Below are 13,542 nucleotides of genomic sequence, written 5' to 3' on the forward strand. Positions count from 1 at the left end.
CCTCGCGGCAAATGAGTGTACTGGAACCCCCCGGTCAGGGTCGGAGGAACCCCAGCAGTTCGTAGTCCTCGTCGGGAGTGTAGCGCTTGAACGCGAGGCTGTTGGCCAGCACGGACACCGAGGAGGCGGCCATCGCCGCCGCCGCCAGCGCCGGTTGGAGCAGACCCAGCGAAGCCAGCGGAATCATCACGGTGTTGTACCCCAGCGCCCAGAAGAGGTTCTGCTTGATCTTCTGGAGGGTCGCCGACGAGATGCGGATGGCCTTCAGCACGTCCGCCGGGTCGTCGCGCAGGAGCGTCACGTCGGCCGCCTCGATCGCGACGTCCGTGCCGGACCCGATGGCACACCCGACGGCGGCCGTCGCCAGCGCCGGGGCGTCGTTGACGCCGTCGCCGACCATCATCGCCCGGCGGCCGTCCGACTGGATGTCCTCGACGGCCGCGGCCTTGTCCTCGGGCAGGACCCCGGCACGGACGTTCTCGGGGTCGATACCGACCTGTTCGGCGACGGCGCGGGCCGTGCGTTCGTTGTCCCCGGTGATCATCCAGACCTCGGTCCCGCGTTCGTGGAGGCCGCTGACGGCCGCGGCGGCGCTCTCCTTGACCGTGTCCGCGTCGGCGACGACGCCGACGAGGCGGAACCCCGAGTCCGTGTCGTCGACGGCGACCAACATCGCCGTCTTCCCCTCCCGTTCGAGGGCGTCCATCTGCTCCTCGGCGGGCGAGGTGTCGACGCCCTCGTCTTCGAGCAGTTTGCGGTTGCCGACCAGCACCTCGCCGTGGGGCGTCGTCGCCCGCACGCCGTGGCCCGGGACGTTCTCGAAGTCCTCGGCGTCCGGCACCTCGATGCCGCGTTCGCGGGCACCCTCGACGATGGCCTGTGCGAGGGGGTGTTCGCTCCCGCTCTCGGCACTCGCGGCCAGTTCGAGGACGTACGCCTCGGTGAGTTCGGGGGCTTCCTGCAACTCGCCGCCGTCGGCCGCCGCTCCGACGACTTCCACGTCGGTCAGTTCCATCTCGCCCTCGGTGAGCGTCCCCGTCTTGTCGAAGACGACGGTGTCGACGTCCCGGACCTGTTCCAACACGTCGCCGCCCTTGAACAGGACGCCGTTGCGGGCACCGATTGCGGTGCCGACCATCGTCGCCGCGGGCGTCGCCAGTCCCAGCGCGCAGGGACAGGCGATGAGCACCGCCGAGGCGAAGACGACGACGGCGAACTCGGTGACGCCGACGGTCGCGGGACCGCCGGCCGCCAGCCCCCACACGGGAAGACTGCTCACGAAACTCGCCAGCGCGTCGGGCGCGACGGTCCAGACGGCGCCCCACAGGAGGGCGTTCGCGATGACCGCCGGGACGAAGTACGCGGAGATGCGGTCGGCGAGGTTCTGAATCTCCGGCTGACGTGACTGGGCCTGCTTGACGCGCTCGACGATCTGCTGGAGCGCCGTCTCGGACCCGACCTTCGTCGCCTCGACTTCGAGGACGCCGTTCTGGTTCACCGTCGCGCCGATGACCTCGTCGCCCTCGCCCTTCTCGACGGGAACGGACTCGCCGGTGACCATCGACTCGTCGACGGCCGAATCGCCGTCGACGACGACGCCGTCCGTCGGAATCTTCTCGCCGGGCCGGACTTTCAGGCGGTCACCGACCTCGACCTCGTCCAGCGGAATCTCTTCCTCGGTGCCGTCCTCGTTGACCACCGTCGCCGTGTCCGCCTCCATCTCCAGCAGTTCGCGGATAGCCGCGCCGGCCTGACTCTTCGACCGGGCTTCGAGGTAGTTCCCCAGCGTGATGAACACGAGGATGAACGCCGCCGTGTCGAAGTACAGCCCCGTGCTGGCGATGAGGTCCAGCAGCGCGACGAGCGAGTAGCCGTACGCCGTCGACGACCCCAGCGCGATGAGCACGTCCATGTTGGCCCGCTTGTTCCGGACGAGCGCCTTGTACGCGTTCTCGTAGAAGGGCTTCCCGAGCGCTATCTGGACTGGCGTCGCGAGCGCGAACTGCACCCAGCCGAGCGGAACCCCGAACAGCGTCGACTCGAACAGCCCCAGCGAGAGGAGGTGGTCCGTCATGAAGACGAGGAGGGGGAGCGACAGCGCCGCACCGAACAGCGTCAGTCGCAGTTGCTTCTTCACCTCGGCGTTCCGGGCGGCGTCGCGGCGGTCCGACGAGGACTGTTTGTCCTCGCCGCCGTCGCCGCCCTCGCCGCTCTCGTCCTCGCGCACCGGCGCGTAGCCCGCCGCCTCGATGGCGTCGTAGAGGTCCGACAGCGACGCCGCCGACGGGAGGTAGGTCACCTGCGCCTCGTCGGTGGCGTAGTTCACGTCGGCCGAGACGACGCCCTCGGTGCGTTCCAGCGCCTCGGCGTTCGTCTCGGCGCAGTTCGCACACGACATGTCGGTGATGCCTATCGTCGCCGTCTCCGTCACGACGCCGTAGCCCGCGTCCTCGACGGCCGCCACGACGTCGCCGAGCGACACCGTCTCGGGGTCGTAGGTGACGCTCCCCTCGTCGGTGGCGTAGTTCGCGTCGACGGACTCGACGCCGTCTAGCTCGGCGACGCGCTCCTCGATGGTCGCCGAGCAGTTCGCACAACTCATCCCCGTCAGTTCGAGGCGGACTGTCCGTTCGGTCATCTTACGTACTAGTACGGGATGCTCTTTGATGCGGTTTGTCCTTGTAAAACAAATGCGGAACGGCAGGTGAACCTTCGATTCGAAACTCTACGCCCCTCCGAGTTTTGCTGTCGATTCCGTAGTTTCACTCCGGCTTACGCGCCCTCCTTGAGCGATTCGTACCGCTCGACGAACCGCGACTCGCAGGACCCACAGCAGAAGTAGTAGGTGTCACCGTCGAGGACCGTCCGCTCGCCCTCCTCGTCGACGGTGTTGCCACACTCGGCACACTCGGGCGCGAACTCGGCCGTGCCGAGGCCGGGCGACCACTCGCTGTCGGCGACGAGTCGCACCTCGTAGCCGTCCACGTCGGCCAAGTCGACGTGGGTGTCGAGCAGTTCGGTGACCTCCGTCTGCGGGACTGTCGCCGTCGCCGTCACCCGTCCGTCGGCCGTCCGAAACACGTGTTCGACGGCGTCTGCGCCGGCGAGTGCGTCTCGAACCGCGGTCGCACGGCCCGGTTCGGCGTCGATTTCGAGGAGGACGGGGACCCCCGAGCGGAGCAACGAGCGGTCGAGGTCCAGCGTGAACCCGCGGACGACGCCCATCTCACGGAGGCGGTCGACCCGGTCGGAGACGGCCGGGGCCGAGAGACCGACCTCCTCGGCGATGTCGCTGAACGGACGTCGCGAGTCCGCGAGCAGGAGTCTGACTATCTCACGGTCGGTGTCGTCGAGGCCGCGCATACCCGAACTCGTCGGGCCTGCCTAATGAGTCTCCCCGTCGGTCAGAACGGGAGCGCCCCGGCCATCGCACCCACGGCCGTCTCCCAGACGGAGACCCCGAAGAGGACGTTCACGGCGAAGTCGGCGGCGAAGAAGAGGAACAGCGCCGCCCCGGCGAAGTGCGCCTTCCGAACGTCGAAGGAGTGCGAGAAGCGGTAGAAGAACAGTGCGTTGAGCATACTCACGGGGATGATTGCGAGCATCTCGCCGGTCCAGATAGCGGTCGGGAAGGCGGCGTACTGGGCGGCCAGCGAGATGGTGACCAGTTGCGTCTTGTCGCCGAACTCGCCGAAGGCCATCATCGCGAAGATGGGGAGGAACCCACCCATCTTGTTCGGGACCTTCCAGTCGGCGACCGGCACGCGCACGTCGAGTTCACCGCCGTCGGTCAGGACGCCGCTGGCCGGTTCTCGTTCGGGGGCGTCCGACGCCGGTGCGGTCCGGACCAACAGGACGGCGAAGACGAGGAACAGGCCCGCCGTCATGGCGTCGAGGTAGATTCCGGGGAGTAGCGTCGTCACCGTCTGGCCGAGCCATATCTCGACGGCGGTCCAGCCAGCGAAGGCTGTCCCGGCCGCCGCGACGACCATGTAGGGGCTGAAGCGGGTCGACAGGCCGGCGATGATGAACTGCACTTTCTCGCCGGGGAGGACGGCCAACTGTGCGCCGGCGGCGACGACGACGACGGTGAGCCACGTCGCCTCGCTCACACCTCGCTCACCCCATCGGCGACGGCGTCTTCGGGCGTCCGAACCTGAATCGCGTCGGCGATGTGGTCTGGGAGTGACACGGTCTCACCGCCGTCGAGGCGCACCGTCACCATCCCGATGGGTGCGACCTCTTCGACGACGAGTTTCGTACCCGGTGTGATGCCGGCGTCGTCGAGATAGGTGAGTTCCTCGGAGTCGCGGTCACGCACGCGGGCGACCTCCAACCGAGCGCCCTCGCCGTGGTCTGCCAGTGCCGACGCCGAGTGGTCGTCGATGGGTTCGAGTTCGTCGTTGGGTATCGGGTCGCCGTGGGGGTCGACGGCCGGTTCGTCCAGCGCGGCGGCCACCCGGCGCTCGAACTCCTCGCTGATGTGGTGTTCCAGAATCTCGGCTTCCTCGTGGACCTCCGACCAGTCGTAGCCCAGTTCCTCGGTGAGGAACGTCTCCAGCAGCCGATGGTGGCGGATGACCTCCAGCGCGACCGTCTCCCCCTCGGGAGTGAGCGTGACGCCCTTGTACTTCTCCCGCTCGACGAGGTCTCGGTCTTCGAGCTTCTCGACCATGCTCGTCGCCGTCGGCGGCGTCACCTCCAGTGTCTCCGCGATAGTCGACGTGGCGACCGGCGGTTCCCCCTCCCGTTCGAGCCGATAGATCGCCTTCAGGTAGTCCTCCATCTTCGCGCTCAACATAGAGAGAATTAGACGAGTCTAATGCAAAAGCGTGGCGGTACTAAACTACCGAGTTCGGTGCGCTCACTCGTCGTCGGCCGTGTACGTCTCGCGCTGGGACCGAGTCAGGAACCACAGGAACAGGTAGCCGATAGCGCCGAGGACGAACAGCGTCGCCGGGATGAGGAAGGGGCCGAACGTCTCCACGAGGAGGTTTATCCCCGGCGTCACGAACATACAGAGCCTTTGGAAGCACCCTACATAAACCGCAAGGGTACTCGGACACGCCAGCTACAAGCCACTGGAGCGCAAGCGTGCGCCCATGTACCGACCGGGTCACTACGGGGCCGCGCTGCTCGCGTACGCGCCGCTAGGCCTCGGACTCATCCTCCTCGACGCACCGGGCCTCGCCGTGGCGGGCGGGGCGCTCTCGCTCGTGCTGGCGCCGGTTCCGGACTACGACCAGCGCGTCCCTTTCGTCAGTCATCGCGGCGTCACCCACACGTTGTTGTTCGCGGTCGTCGTGGGCCTCCTCCTCGGTGGCGCCGGGTGGCTGGTCGGGTCCGCGAGCGGCGTCGCCACGGCGACGCGACTGGCGGCGTTCGGCCTCGTCGTCGGTCTGACCGGTATCGTCTCACACCTGCTCGCGGACGTGGTCACGCCCGCCGGTATCGCGCCGTTCTGGCCGCTCTCGGGGAAGAACTACACCTTGGGGCTGACGCGGGCGGACAACACCGTGGCGAACTACCTCGTCCTCGCGCTTGGCGTGTTCGCCGTCGCGTTCGTCGTCGCCGTCGCTCGCCCGTCCGTACTGACGGCTTAGATGAGGTCCTGATTCTCCAGCGACTCCATCACGTCGTCGACGAAGTCGTCCACGCTCTCGTAGGGGAACTCCCCGTCGAGTTTGGTGTTGAGTTCCATCGCAGTCATCGAGAAGTCCCCGGACTCGAACTTCGTGGACGGCCCGCTGGGCAGGGCTGGGACGAGGTCCATCGGACTGGAAATCGGGTAGTCTGCGTCTTCGAACGCCTCGGTGAACTGTTCGCGAAGGTCCGCTTTGTCGACCATGACTCGTTGTGTCCATTGCGCCAGCCGTTTCATAAAGGGTTCGACATCGGTACACTTTCCCGTTGTTCTGAGTTTATTGGCGGCCGGCGAATACTCTTGCGTCTGGCCCCCCTGCCTCCGCTATGGACGCTACGACGCGACGCCGATTCCTCGAAGCGAGCGGGCTGGCGTTGACGGCACTCGCCGGGTGCGTCGACGGCGGAGCGGGGAGCGGACAGTCGACGGCGACGACTGAGAACGGCACGAGCGACCCGTCGCTCGACTCGCTCGAACTCCTGGCCGACCCCGTAGCCACGGGGTTCACCTCCCCGCTGGACGTGGTCGTGCCACGGAGCGAGGAGTACTGGGTCGTCGACCAGGCGGGACAGGTGGCCGTCGTCGACGGGGCCGACGCCGATCCACAGGTCGCACTCGACGTCACCGACCGGATGGTGGACGTGGGCGGGTACGACGAACGCGGGTTGCTGGGACTGGCCTTCCACCCCGAGTACGACGGGGCCGGCCGGGCGTACGTCAGATACAGCGCTCCGCGGCGGGAGGGGACGCCCGACGACTACTCGCACACGTTCGTCCTCTCGGAGTTCGAGGTGTCCGACCGGACGATAGACCCCGACAGCGAGCGGACGGTGCTGGAGATTCCGGAACCGCAGGGCAACCACAACGCCGGTGCCGTCACGTTCGGCCCGGACGGCTACCTCTACGTCGGCGTCGGTGACGGCGGGGCGGGCAACGACCAGGGCCGGGGTCACGTCGAGGACTGGTACGACGCGGTCGACGGCGGTAACGGACAGGACGTCACCGAGAACCTGCTGGGCAGTATCCTCCGCATCGACGTCGACGGCGACGGGACGGACGGGCGACCGTACGCCGTCCCCGACGACAACCCGCTGGTCGGTAAGGAGGGGTTACCGGAGCAGTTCGCGTGGGGGTTCCGGAACCCGTGGCGGTTCTCGTTCGGCCCCGACGGACGGTTCTTCGTCGCCGACGTGGGCCAGTCGAAGTGGGAGGAGGTCAGCGTGGTCGAACGCGGCGGCAACTACGGCTGGAACGTCAGAGAGGGCGCCAACTGCTTCCGCGCGGCCGACTGCCCGACGGAGACACCCGACGGCGCGCCCCTCCGGGACCCCATCGTCCAGTATCCACACGACGGGGGCGAGGTCTCGGGTATCTCCGTCATCGGGGGGTACCTCTACGACGGCGAGAACGTCCCGCCCTTGCGGGGCCGCTACGTCTTCGCCGACTGGCGGGCCCGGGGGACCCTCTTCGTCGCCACGGACCGCGGCGACCAGCGCTGGCCGGTGACGGCCGTCCCGGTCGACGGCGACGGACTCGGGTCGAACGTGCTCTCGTTCGGGGAGACCCCGGCCGGCGAACTGCTCGTCTGTACCACGAACGAACAGGGCGTCACGGGCGAGACGGGGGCCGTCCACCTGCTCCGGTCGGCCTGACACCGGAGCGACGTCGACCGCTCTCGGTCACTCGACCACCCGGTCCGAGCGGACCGTTCCTCAGCGGTTCGCCTCGATTCGACGGCTTCGCCCACCTTTGAGCAGGAGATAGAGCATCGCTGGGAGGGCAATCCCGGCCAGCGCGAACAGGCCGAGAAGTGCGGTGCTTGCGACCATTACACCCCAGTGTTGGGGAGCGTGCTATACAAATATTATCCTGCTAACCATTTCTCGCGCTCAGTCGTCGGCGGCTACCGCCGCGTCCCCGTGACTGACCTCGTCGCCGAGCAGGGTCATGAACTCGCTGAGCCACTCGGGGTGGTCCGGCCACGCCTGCCCGGTGACGAGGTTCCGGTCGCGGGTGACGCCGTCGACCCACGAACAGCCGGCGGCCTCACACTCGGCCCGGCAGGCCGGATACGCGGTCATCTCGTAGCCGTCGAGGACGCCGGCGGCCGCGAGAATCTGCGGGCCGTGGCAGAGCGCCGCCACCGGTTTGTCGGCCTCGAAGAAGTGCTGAACGGCGTCGGTGACCTCGTCGTGGGTCCGGAGGTACTCCGGCGCCCGTCCGCCGGGGACGACGAGGGCGTCGTAGTCGCTCGGGTCGACGTCGGCCATCGTCGCGTTCAGTTCGAAGTTGTGGCCGCGCGACTCCATGTACGTCTGGTCGCCCCGGAAGTCGTGGACGGCCGTCTTGATAGTGTCGCCCGCCTCTTTGTCCGGACAGACCGCGTCGACGCTGTGCCCGACGGTCTGGAGCGTCTGGTACGGGACCATTATCTCGTAGTCTTCGCCGAAGTCACCGACTATCATCAGGATGTCTTTGGGCATCGGTATCACCAATCAGCGTTACGACTCCACGGGCCATAAATTCGTAGGTGAGATTACACGACGGACTCAGCGACGGCCGTCGAGCAGGGCCGTGACGTCCGCCAGCGAGTCGACGACGTGGTCCGGCGTCACCTCGCTCCGTTCGACGTCGTCGTCGTCGCTCACGCCCGTCCTGACGAGGACCGTCTCCATCCCCGCGCGTTCGCCCATGGCGACGTCAGTGTCCAGTCTGTCGCCGACGACCAGACACTCTTCGGGGGCACACCCGACCCGTTCGAGGGCCGCCTCGACGGCCACGTCGGAGGGCTTCCCGAGGACGAGGTCCGGGTCCCGTTCGACGACGCCGCCGATGGCCCGGATTATCGCGCCCGACCCCGGCGTCGGGTTGCCGTCCTCGTCGGGGAAGGTCCGGTCCGGGTCGGTGCCGAGGAACGCCGTCTCCTCGTCTATCGCCCGGAGAGCGTCGACCATGTCGCGGTAGTGGAACTCGTCGGTCCACGAGGCGAGCAATACGTCGGCGGCCCGTGGGTCCGAGACGAGTTCCGCGGCGGTCGCTCGAACCCGGTCACGGAGCGAGGGCGTCCCGACGACGAAGACGGCGTCGCCGGCGTGGTTCGCGTCGAGGTACTCTCGCGTGACCACGGCCGACGAGCAGGCCTCGCCCGGCCGGGCGTCGACGCCCATCTCGGTCAGCCGGTCGACGTACTCCGCGCCGTCGTGTAACGGGTTGTTCGAGAAGAAGCACAGCGACGTGCCACGCTCGCGCAACCGGTCGACTGCGGCGGCGGCGCCGGGCAACAGGCGGTCGCCGTGGTAGACGGTCCCGTCCAAATCTACGATAACGCCCCGAACTGTCATCGACTCCGCTAGGGAGTCCGGCGTCAAAAACCCCTCTCAGGTCGTCGTCTCGACGCCACGCACTCGGACCGTACGCCGCCGTCGCCGTTTGGCCGACGAGGTCCGTGCGATAGCGGCGCTACCCCGGTGCGGCGACGCGGCCGTCAGTCGGTGCCCGCTCGCCGGCCAGATGCCAGTGAGCGGTCCAGACGACCCACGCGCTGAACAGGGCCGCACCGACGATTTCGGGTATCGCGAGCCCCCCGCGGGTCAGCGACCCACCGCTCGCCCACCACCACCAGACGCCGACGTGGGCGAGGACCAGTCCCAGCGTCACGGCACCACGCCCCCGTGCTCCGGCGAGGACGTTCCCGAGCGCGTACACCGCCATCGCGACCATCGAACCGAGGTACAGCGTCAGGGCGGCGGGGGCGTGGAGGGGCCGACTCGACGGGAAGACGCCGACGCCGGCCATCCCGACCAGCGCCACGGCGAAGGGGAGGACCGCAAGCCGTTCGACGGCGTTCTCTCCGGCCATCCAGAGCGTGTACGTGAAGGCGAGGCCGACGACGCCGCCGAGGACGAGGCCACCGTCGAACAGCAGCGTCGTCACCGGCGTCGCCACCGCCGTCCCGGGTTGCCCGAGATCCGACAGCGCGTTGCCGGTCCACGCGAACGACGGCGACGCGAGCGTGGCGCCCACCGTCGCCACGTTCGTCAGGAGTACCGATGCGACACCCGCCCACCCGCTGACTCTGTCGACGTCTGTCACGATATACAACTGTCCACTCGCGGCGAGTTCTAAAGTGTCGGGGTCAGTCCAGCCACAGGGGCCGTGGCGGCGAGAGGCCGAGTTCCGTGCCGGGACTGTAGTGGACGAGCGGTGGTCCCGCTGGGTCCGGCAGTCCGAGCGCCGACAGGAGCGACCCAGAGACGTCGGCGTCGACGCTCCCGAGAGGCCACGGGTCGTGGCCGACGCTCCCGACGAGACGCGTCCCGAAGCCGTCCGTCGTGAAGTAGCGGTGGCGCTCGACGAGGAAGGCGGCTACCGAGTCCGGCGGGGCCGTCGTCGTCTCGCCGTCGCCCGGGGTGTACCGAACGTCGAGGACACGGCGTCCGTCCACGTCGAGCGTTCGCCGGGTACGGTACTCGCCGTCGTCGTCTCGTCTGTCGAGTCGCCCCTCGCGGTACGGCAGGCGGAGCGCGGGTTTCGAGAACGTCGCCGCCAGCGGGTCGTCGGTGAAGACGGCGAGGAAGCGGACGCCCCGCTGTCCGTCCGGGCCGCGGACGTAGGTCCGCACGTTGACGGCTTCGGCCGGACGCGTCAGGTCGACGCCGAACGAGGCGACGCCGGTCACGGTGTGGGCGACGGCCGATACCCACGCGTCGCCGTCGGCCGTCTCGACGGTCAGCCAGTCGGGGACTGACCGCGAGAGGACGTCCGCGTCGACCGGCCAGTGGCAGAAGCAGACGTCGTCGACTGTCACCGCGAGCGGTCGGGTCGAGAACACGTGACACGATGGGGTGGGCAGGACAATCAGTGTAGCGGCGCGCCGCGGCCGGGTCAGTCCCGGTGCAGACGGCCGGCGGTGACGGCGATACCGGGGCTGTAGTGGACCACGGGGTCGCCGGTCGGGTCGGCGAACCCGTTGGCCGAGAACAGGTCGTTGTGACGCAGTTCGACAGTGCCCTCCTGCAGGGGCCACGGGTCGTGGTCGATGTCGGCGTAGTAGATGCGCCCGTCTTCGTCGGCCACGTAGAACCGATAGCGGGAGACGAGGAACGCCTCCAGACTCCCCGGTTCCGGCCGGTGGAGGTCGCCGTCCGCCGCCGGGCCGTACGTGGCGTCGAAGTTCGCCGCGGGTGCGCGGGCGTCGGTCCGCCGACTCCGGAACCGCACCTCGTCGTCGCGGCGGGCTATCTCCATCGACGCGCGGTAGTACGGCAACTCGAAGAAGCGCCGGGCGATGCCGACGCTCAGGCGGTCGTCGGCATCTAAGTTGTAGAAGTACACCCCCGGCGTCTCGCCGTCGGTGACGTACGTCCGGAGGTTCAACTCGCCGAACGAGCGGCCGACGGGACTGCCTCGCGGGCGGATGTCGGCCATCTCGAAGGGCACGACGCCCAGCCACGCGCGTCCGTCGTAGGTGTCGACGGTGAGGCCCTCCGGGAGGGTGGCCGTCACCGTCTCCGGGTCGACCGGCCAGTGGACGAACCCCACGTCACGCCACTCCATCCTGAGCAGGTCCATGCGTGTAGTATGGACTGGACGGGTTTCGGGCTGGCGTGAGACGGTATCGCACGGCCCCGTAGTTCTTTGAGGGAGACGGTCCCACCGTCTGCCATGGAGTTCGAGGTCATCCAGGGCGACATCGCCGCCCAGTCCGCGGACGCACTGGTCAACGCCGCGAACACGAGTCTCCGGATGGGGTCCGGCGTCGCCGGGGCGCTCAAACGTGCCGCCGGGTCCGGCATCGACGACGAGGCCGTCGCGAAGGGGCCCGTGGAACTCGGCGGCGTCGCCACGACGGACGCCTACGACCTGGACGCCGACTATGTCGTCCACGCCGCGGCGATGCCGCCCGGCGGCCAGTCGACGGCCGAGAGCATCCGCGACGCCACCCGCAACGCGCTGGCGGAGGCCGACGCGCTGAACTGCGAGTCGGTGGTCCTGCCGGCCATCGGGTGTGGCATCGCGGGCTTCGACTTCGAGGATGGCGTCAGAATCATCTGCGAGGAACTGGCGGCGTTCGAACCGGCGTCGCTGACCGACGTGCGGCTCGTCGCCTACGACGACGCCGAGTTCGAGACGATGCGGCGGGTCGCCGACGAGGTGCGGGCGTGACGAACGAGGCCGAGGGCGAGGACGGCCCTGTAGTCTGTCCGGTCTGTGGCGCGGACTTCGAGTCGGTGTCGCTCCACGACGAGGGCCTGATGGTGAACCTGCTCGACAACGACCGGTACCGGCGGGTCTGTTTCCAACCGGTCAGCGACGACGACGGGACGCCGCTGATTCGCTTCTTCCACCACACCCACGAGCAGTCGGGGACCGACCAGCCCGGGACCGCCGGCGGGCGGGTCCCGTAATCGCCCCGCTCACTCGTCGAGGAGCGACGTGATAGCGGTCGCCGCGTCCTCGAACGCGTCCACGTCTATCCCGTCGGTCGTCAGCAGCACGCCGGCGTCGGCGCCGAGAACGCGGACCACGAACCCGTCCTCGTGGATGCGGACGGTGAACTCGTAGGCCCCGATGCTCTCCGCCTCGGCGGGGACGGCGAGGGCCGTCCGGACCGGCGCCTCGGCGAAGCCGACGCGCTCGAACTCGACGAGACGGGACTTCGCCTCGAGGGCGCTCTCCCGCGACTCGTAGAGGTCCCGCCTGACGTAGAGGAGGTCCATCGCCGACGGCGTGAAGTAGATGACGCTCCGGAGGGAGTCTCCGATGCTCGTCCGGGCGGTGCTCACGACGCTGTCGGCGAACGGCGTTTCGATGTCACTCTGGAACGGGACGTCGTACATGCTACTCGGAGGACGGCCGACGTATTTAAACTGACCGACACTTCAGACAGCCTGCCGACAGCATCCGGCGGTAGGGACCCTCACTCGTGCCCCGACACCCGAACCGGTTCGTAGGGCGCCTCCAGATACTCGACGTCGCTCGCCGAGAGGTCGATGTCGAGCGCTTCGACCGCCTGTTCGAGGTGCTCGATGCTGGTGGTCCCCACGATGGGGGCGTCGACCCACTCCTTGTCCAACAGCCACGCCAGCCCGATTTGAGCCATCGTGGCGTCGTACTCAGCGGCGAGTTCCTCGACGCGCTCGTTGACCTCGCGGCCGCCGCCCTCGAAGTACGGGTGTTCGCGGGCGTAGTCGTCCGTCTGGCCGCGCGTCGTCGCCTCGAACTCCTCGTGGGGGCGCGTGAGGTAGCCGCGCGCCAGCGGACTCCACGGGAGCACGCCGACGTCCTTCTCGTCACAGAGCGGGAGCATCTCCCGTTCTTCCTCCCGGTAGAGCAGATTGTAGTGGTTCTGCATCGTCTCGAACCGTTCGAGGTCCTCGCGCTCGCTGACCCGGAGCGAGTCGGCGAACTGGTAGGCCCACATCGACGACGCGCCGGCGTACCGAATCTGGCCGCGCCGGACCGCGTCGTCGAGCGTCCAGAGGGTCTCCTCGATGGGCGTGTCGTAGTCCCAGCGGTGAATCTGGTAGAGGTCGACGGTGTCCATCCCCAACCGGTCGAGCGAGTTCGACAGTTCCTGTTCGAGCGCCTTCCGCGAGAGACCGCCGGAGTTGGGGTTGCGGTCGTCCATCTGGAAGTACCCCTTCGTGGCGACGACCTGCCCGTCGCGTTCGTAGTCCGCGAGGACGTTGCCGAGGACGCGTTCGGACTCGCCCATCGAGTACATGTTGGCCGTGTCGAAGAAGTTGATGCCGAGGTCGATGGCCCGCTCGATTATCTCGCGACCCTCGTCCTCGTCGAGGACCCAGTCGCGCCACTCCGACGTCCCGAAGCTCATACAGCCCAGACAGAGGCGGCTGACTTCCATGCCGGTCGAACCGAGTGTGGTGTACTCCATA

At 68.2% G+C, this 13,542-nt stretch carries 17 protein-coding genes; 4 read left to right on the forward strand and 13 right to left on the reverse strand.

Going from position 1 to position 13,542, the window contains the following annotated elements; translation table 11 throughout:
• Positions 1–34: 34 nt before the first annotated feature.
• The 5 genes from EGH21_RS08415 to EGH21_RS08435 form a co-directional block, all read right to left on the reverse strand.
• The gene (locus EGH21_RS08415; RefSeq protein WP_220618030.1) at positions 35–2,638 is read right to left on the reverse strand and encodes a heavy metal translocating P-type ATPase; all 2,604 of its coding nucleotides are present in this window, start codon (positions 2,636–2,638) and stop codon (positions 35–37) included.
• Between the two features lie 134 nt (positions 2,639–2,772).
• Positions 2,773–3,363 (reverse strand): AsnC family transcriptional regulator, encoded by a 591-nt coding sequence (locus tag EGH21_RS08420; RefSeq protein WP_220618031.1) that lies wholly within the window; start codon positions 3,361–3,363, stop codon positions 2,773–2,775.
• Positions 3,364–3,404: 41 nt separating this feature from the next.
• Entirely contained in the window at positions 3,405–4,112 is a 708-nt protein-coding gene (locus EGH21_RS08425) for a TMEM165/GDT1 family protein (protein ID WP_220618032.1), read from the reverse strand.
• On the reverse strand, positions 4,109–4,801 hold the full coding sequence (locus EGH21_RS08430) for a metal-dependent transcriptional regulator (protein WP_220618033.1): 693 nt from the start codon (positions 4,799–4,801) through the stop codon (positions 4,109–4,111). Before EGH21_RS08430 ends, EGH21_RS08425 begins: the two co-directional genes overlap by 4 nt.
• Before the next feature lie 63 nt (positions 4,802–4,864).
• Positions 4,865–5,017 (reverse strand): hypothetical protein, encoded by a 153-nt coding sequence (locus EGH21_RS08435; protein ID WP_220618034.1) that lies wholly within the window; start codon positions 5,015–5,017, stop codon positions 4,865–4,867.
• 85 nt (positions 5,018–5,102) lie between these two features.
• On the opposite strand from EGH21_RS08435, the gene EGH21_RS08440 reads away from it, so the two are divergent.
• Positions 5,103–5,603, forward strand: coding sequence for a metal-dependent hydrolase (locus EGH21_RS08440; protein WP_220618035.1), 501 nt, complete (start codon positions 5,103–5,105; stop codon positions 5,601–5,603).
• Here EGH21_RS08440 and EGH21_RS08445 read toward each other — a convergent pair.
• Entirely contained in the window at positions 5,600–5,848 is a 249-nt protein-coding gene (locus tag EGH21_RS08445; protein ID WP_220618036.1) for an MTH865 family protein, read from the reverse strand. The two genes, EGH21_RS08440 and EGH21_RS08445, sit on opposite strands and share 4 nt — an antisense overlap.
• A 122-nt stretch (positions 5,849–5,970) precedes the next feature.
• On the opposite strand from EGH21_RS08445, the gene EGH21_RS08450 reads away from it, so the two are divergent.
• A complete protein-coding gene (locus EGH21_RS08450) occupies positions 5,971–7,296 on the forward strand; it encodes a PQQ-dependent sugar dehydrogenase (protein WP_220618037.1) in 1,326 nt (441 codons plus the stop codon).
• Positions 7,297–7,533: 237 nt separating this feature from the next.
• Here EGH21_RS08450 and EGH21_RS08455 read toward each other — a convergent pair whose 3' ends face one another.
• The 5 genes from EGH21_RS08455 to EGH21_RS08475 form a co-directional block, all read right to left on the reverse strand.
• Positions 7,534–8,127, reverse strand: coding sequence for a DJ-1/PfpI family protein (locus EGH21_RS08455; RefSeq protein WP_220618038.1), 594 nt, complete (start codon positions 8,125–8,127; stop codon positions 7,534–7,536).
• A 66-nt stretch (positions 8,128–8,193) separates the two neighbouring features.
• Positions 8,194–8,985, reverse strand: coding sequence for an HAD-IIA family hydrolase (locus EGH21_RS08460; RefSeq protein WP_220618039.1), 792 nt, complete (start codon positions 8,983–8,985; stop codon positions 8,194–8,196).
• A gap of 118 nt (positions 8,986–9,103) precedes the next feature.
• The gene (locus EGH21_RS08465; RefSeq protein ID WP_220618040.1) at positions 9,104–9,736 is read right to left on the reverse strand and encodes a DUF998 domain-containing protein; all 633 of its coding nucleotides are present in this window, start codon (positions 9,734–9,736) and stop codon (positions 9,104–9,106) included.
• 43 nt (positions 9,737–9,779) lie between these two features.
• The gene (locus EGH21_RS08470; protein WP_220618041.1) at positions 9,780–10,475 is read right to left on the reverse strand and encodes a YqjF family protein; all 696 of its coding nucleotides are present in this window, start codon (positions 10,473–10,475) and stop codon (positions 9,780–9,782) included.
• Positions 10,476–10,528: 53 nt separating this feature from the next.
• Positions 10,529–11,215 carry a YqjF family protein gene (locus EGH21_RS08475; protein ID WP_220618042.1) on the reverse strand — a complete coding sequence of 229 codons (687 nt, stop codon included), beginning with the start codon at positions 11,213–11,215 and terminating at the stop codon, positions 10,529–10,531.
• A 93-nt stretch (positions 11,216–11,308) separates the two neighbouring features.
• Between EGH21_RS08475 and EGH21_RS08480 the strand changes: the two genes are divergently transcribed.
• Together EGH21_RS08480 and EGH21_RS08485 are read left to right on the forward strand one after the other, a co-directional pair.
• Complete coding sequence (locus EGH21_RS08480; RefSeq protein ID WP_220618043.1) at positions 11,309–11,809, forward strand: macro domain-containing protein; 501 nt, start codon at positions 11,309–11,311, stop codon at positions 11,807–11,809.
• Positions 11,806–12,051 carry a DUF8145 family protein gene (locus EGH21_RS08485; RefSeq protein WP_220618044.1) on the forward strand — a complete coding sequence of 82 codons (246 nt, stop codon included), beginning with the start codon at positions 11,806–11,808 and terminating at the stop codon, positions 12,049–12,051. Before EGH21_RS08480 ends, EGH21_RS08485 begins: the two co-directional genes overlap by 4 nt.
• Before the next feature lie 9 nt (positions 12,052–12,060).
• Here EGH21_RS08485 and EGH21_RS08490 read toward each other — a convergent pair whose 3' ends face one another.
• Positions 12,061–12,483, reverse strand: coding sequence for a DUF7522 family protein (locus EGH21_RS08490; protein ID WP_220618045.1), 423 nt, complete (start codon positions 12,481–12,483; stop codon positions 12,061–12,063).
• Positions 12,484–12,563: 80 nt separating this feature from the next.
• Positions 12,564–13,541, reverse strand: coding sequence for an aldo/keto reductase (locus EGH21_RS08495; RefSeq protein ID WP_220618046.1), 978 nt, complete (start codon positions 13,539–13,541; stop codon positions 12,564–12,566).
• Position 13,542 lies beyond the last annotated feature (1 nt).

Origin of the sequence: Haloarcula rubra (assembly GCF_019599465.1) — an archaeon.
GTDB lineage: Archaea > Halobacteriota > Halobacteria > Halobacteriales > Haloarculaceae > Haloarcula > Haloarcula rubra.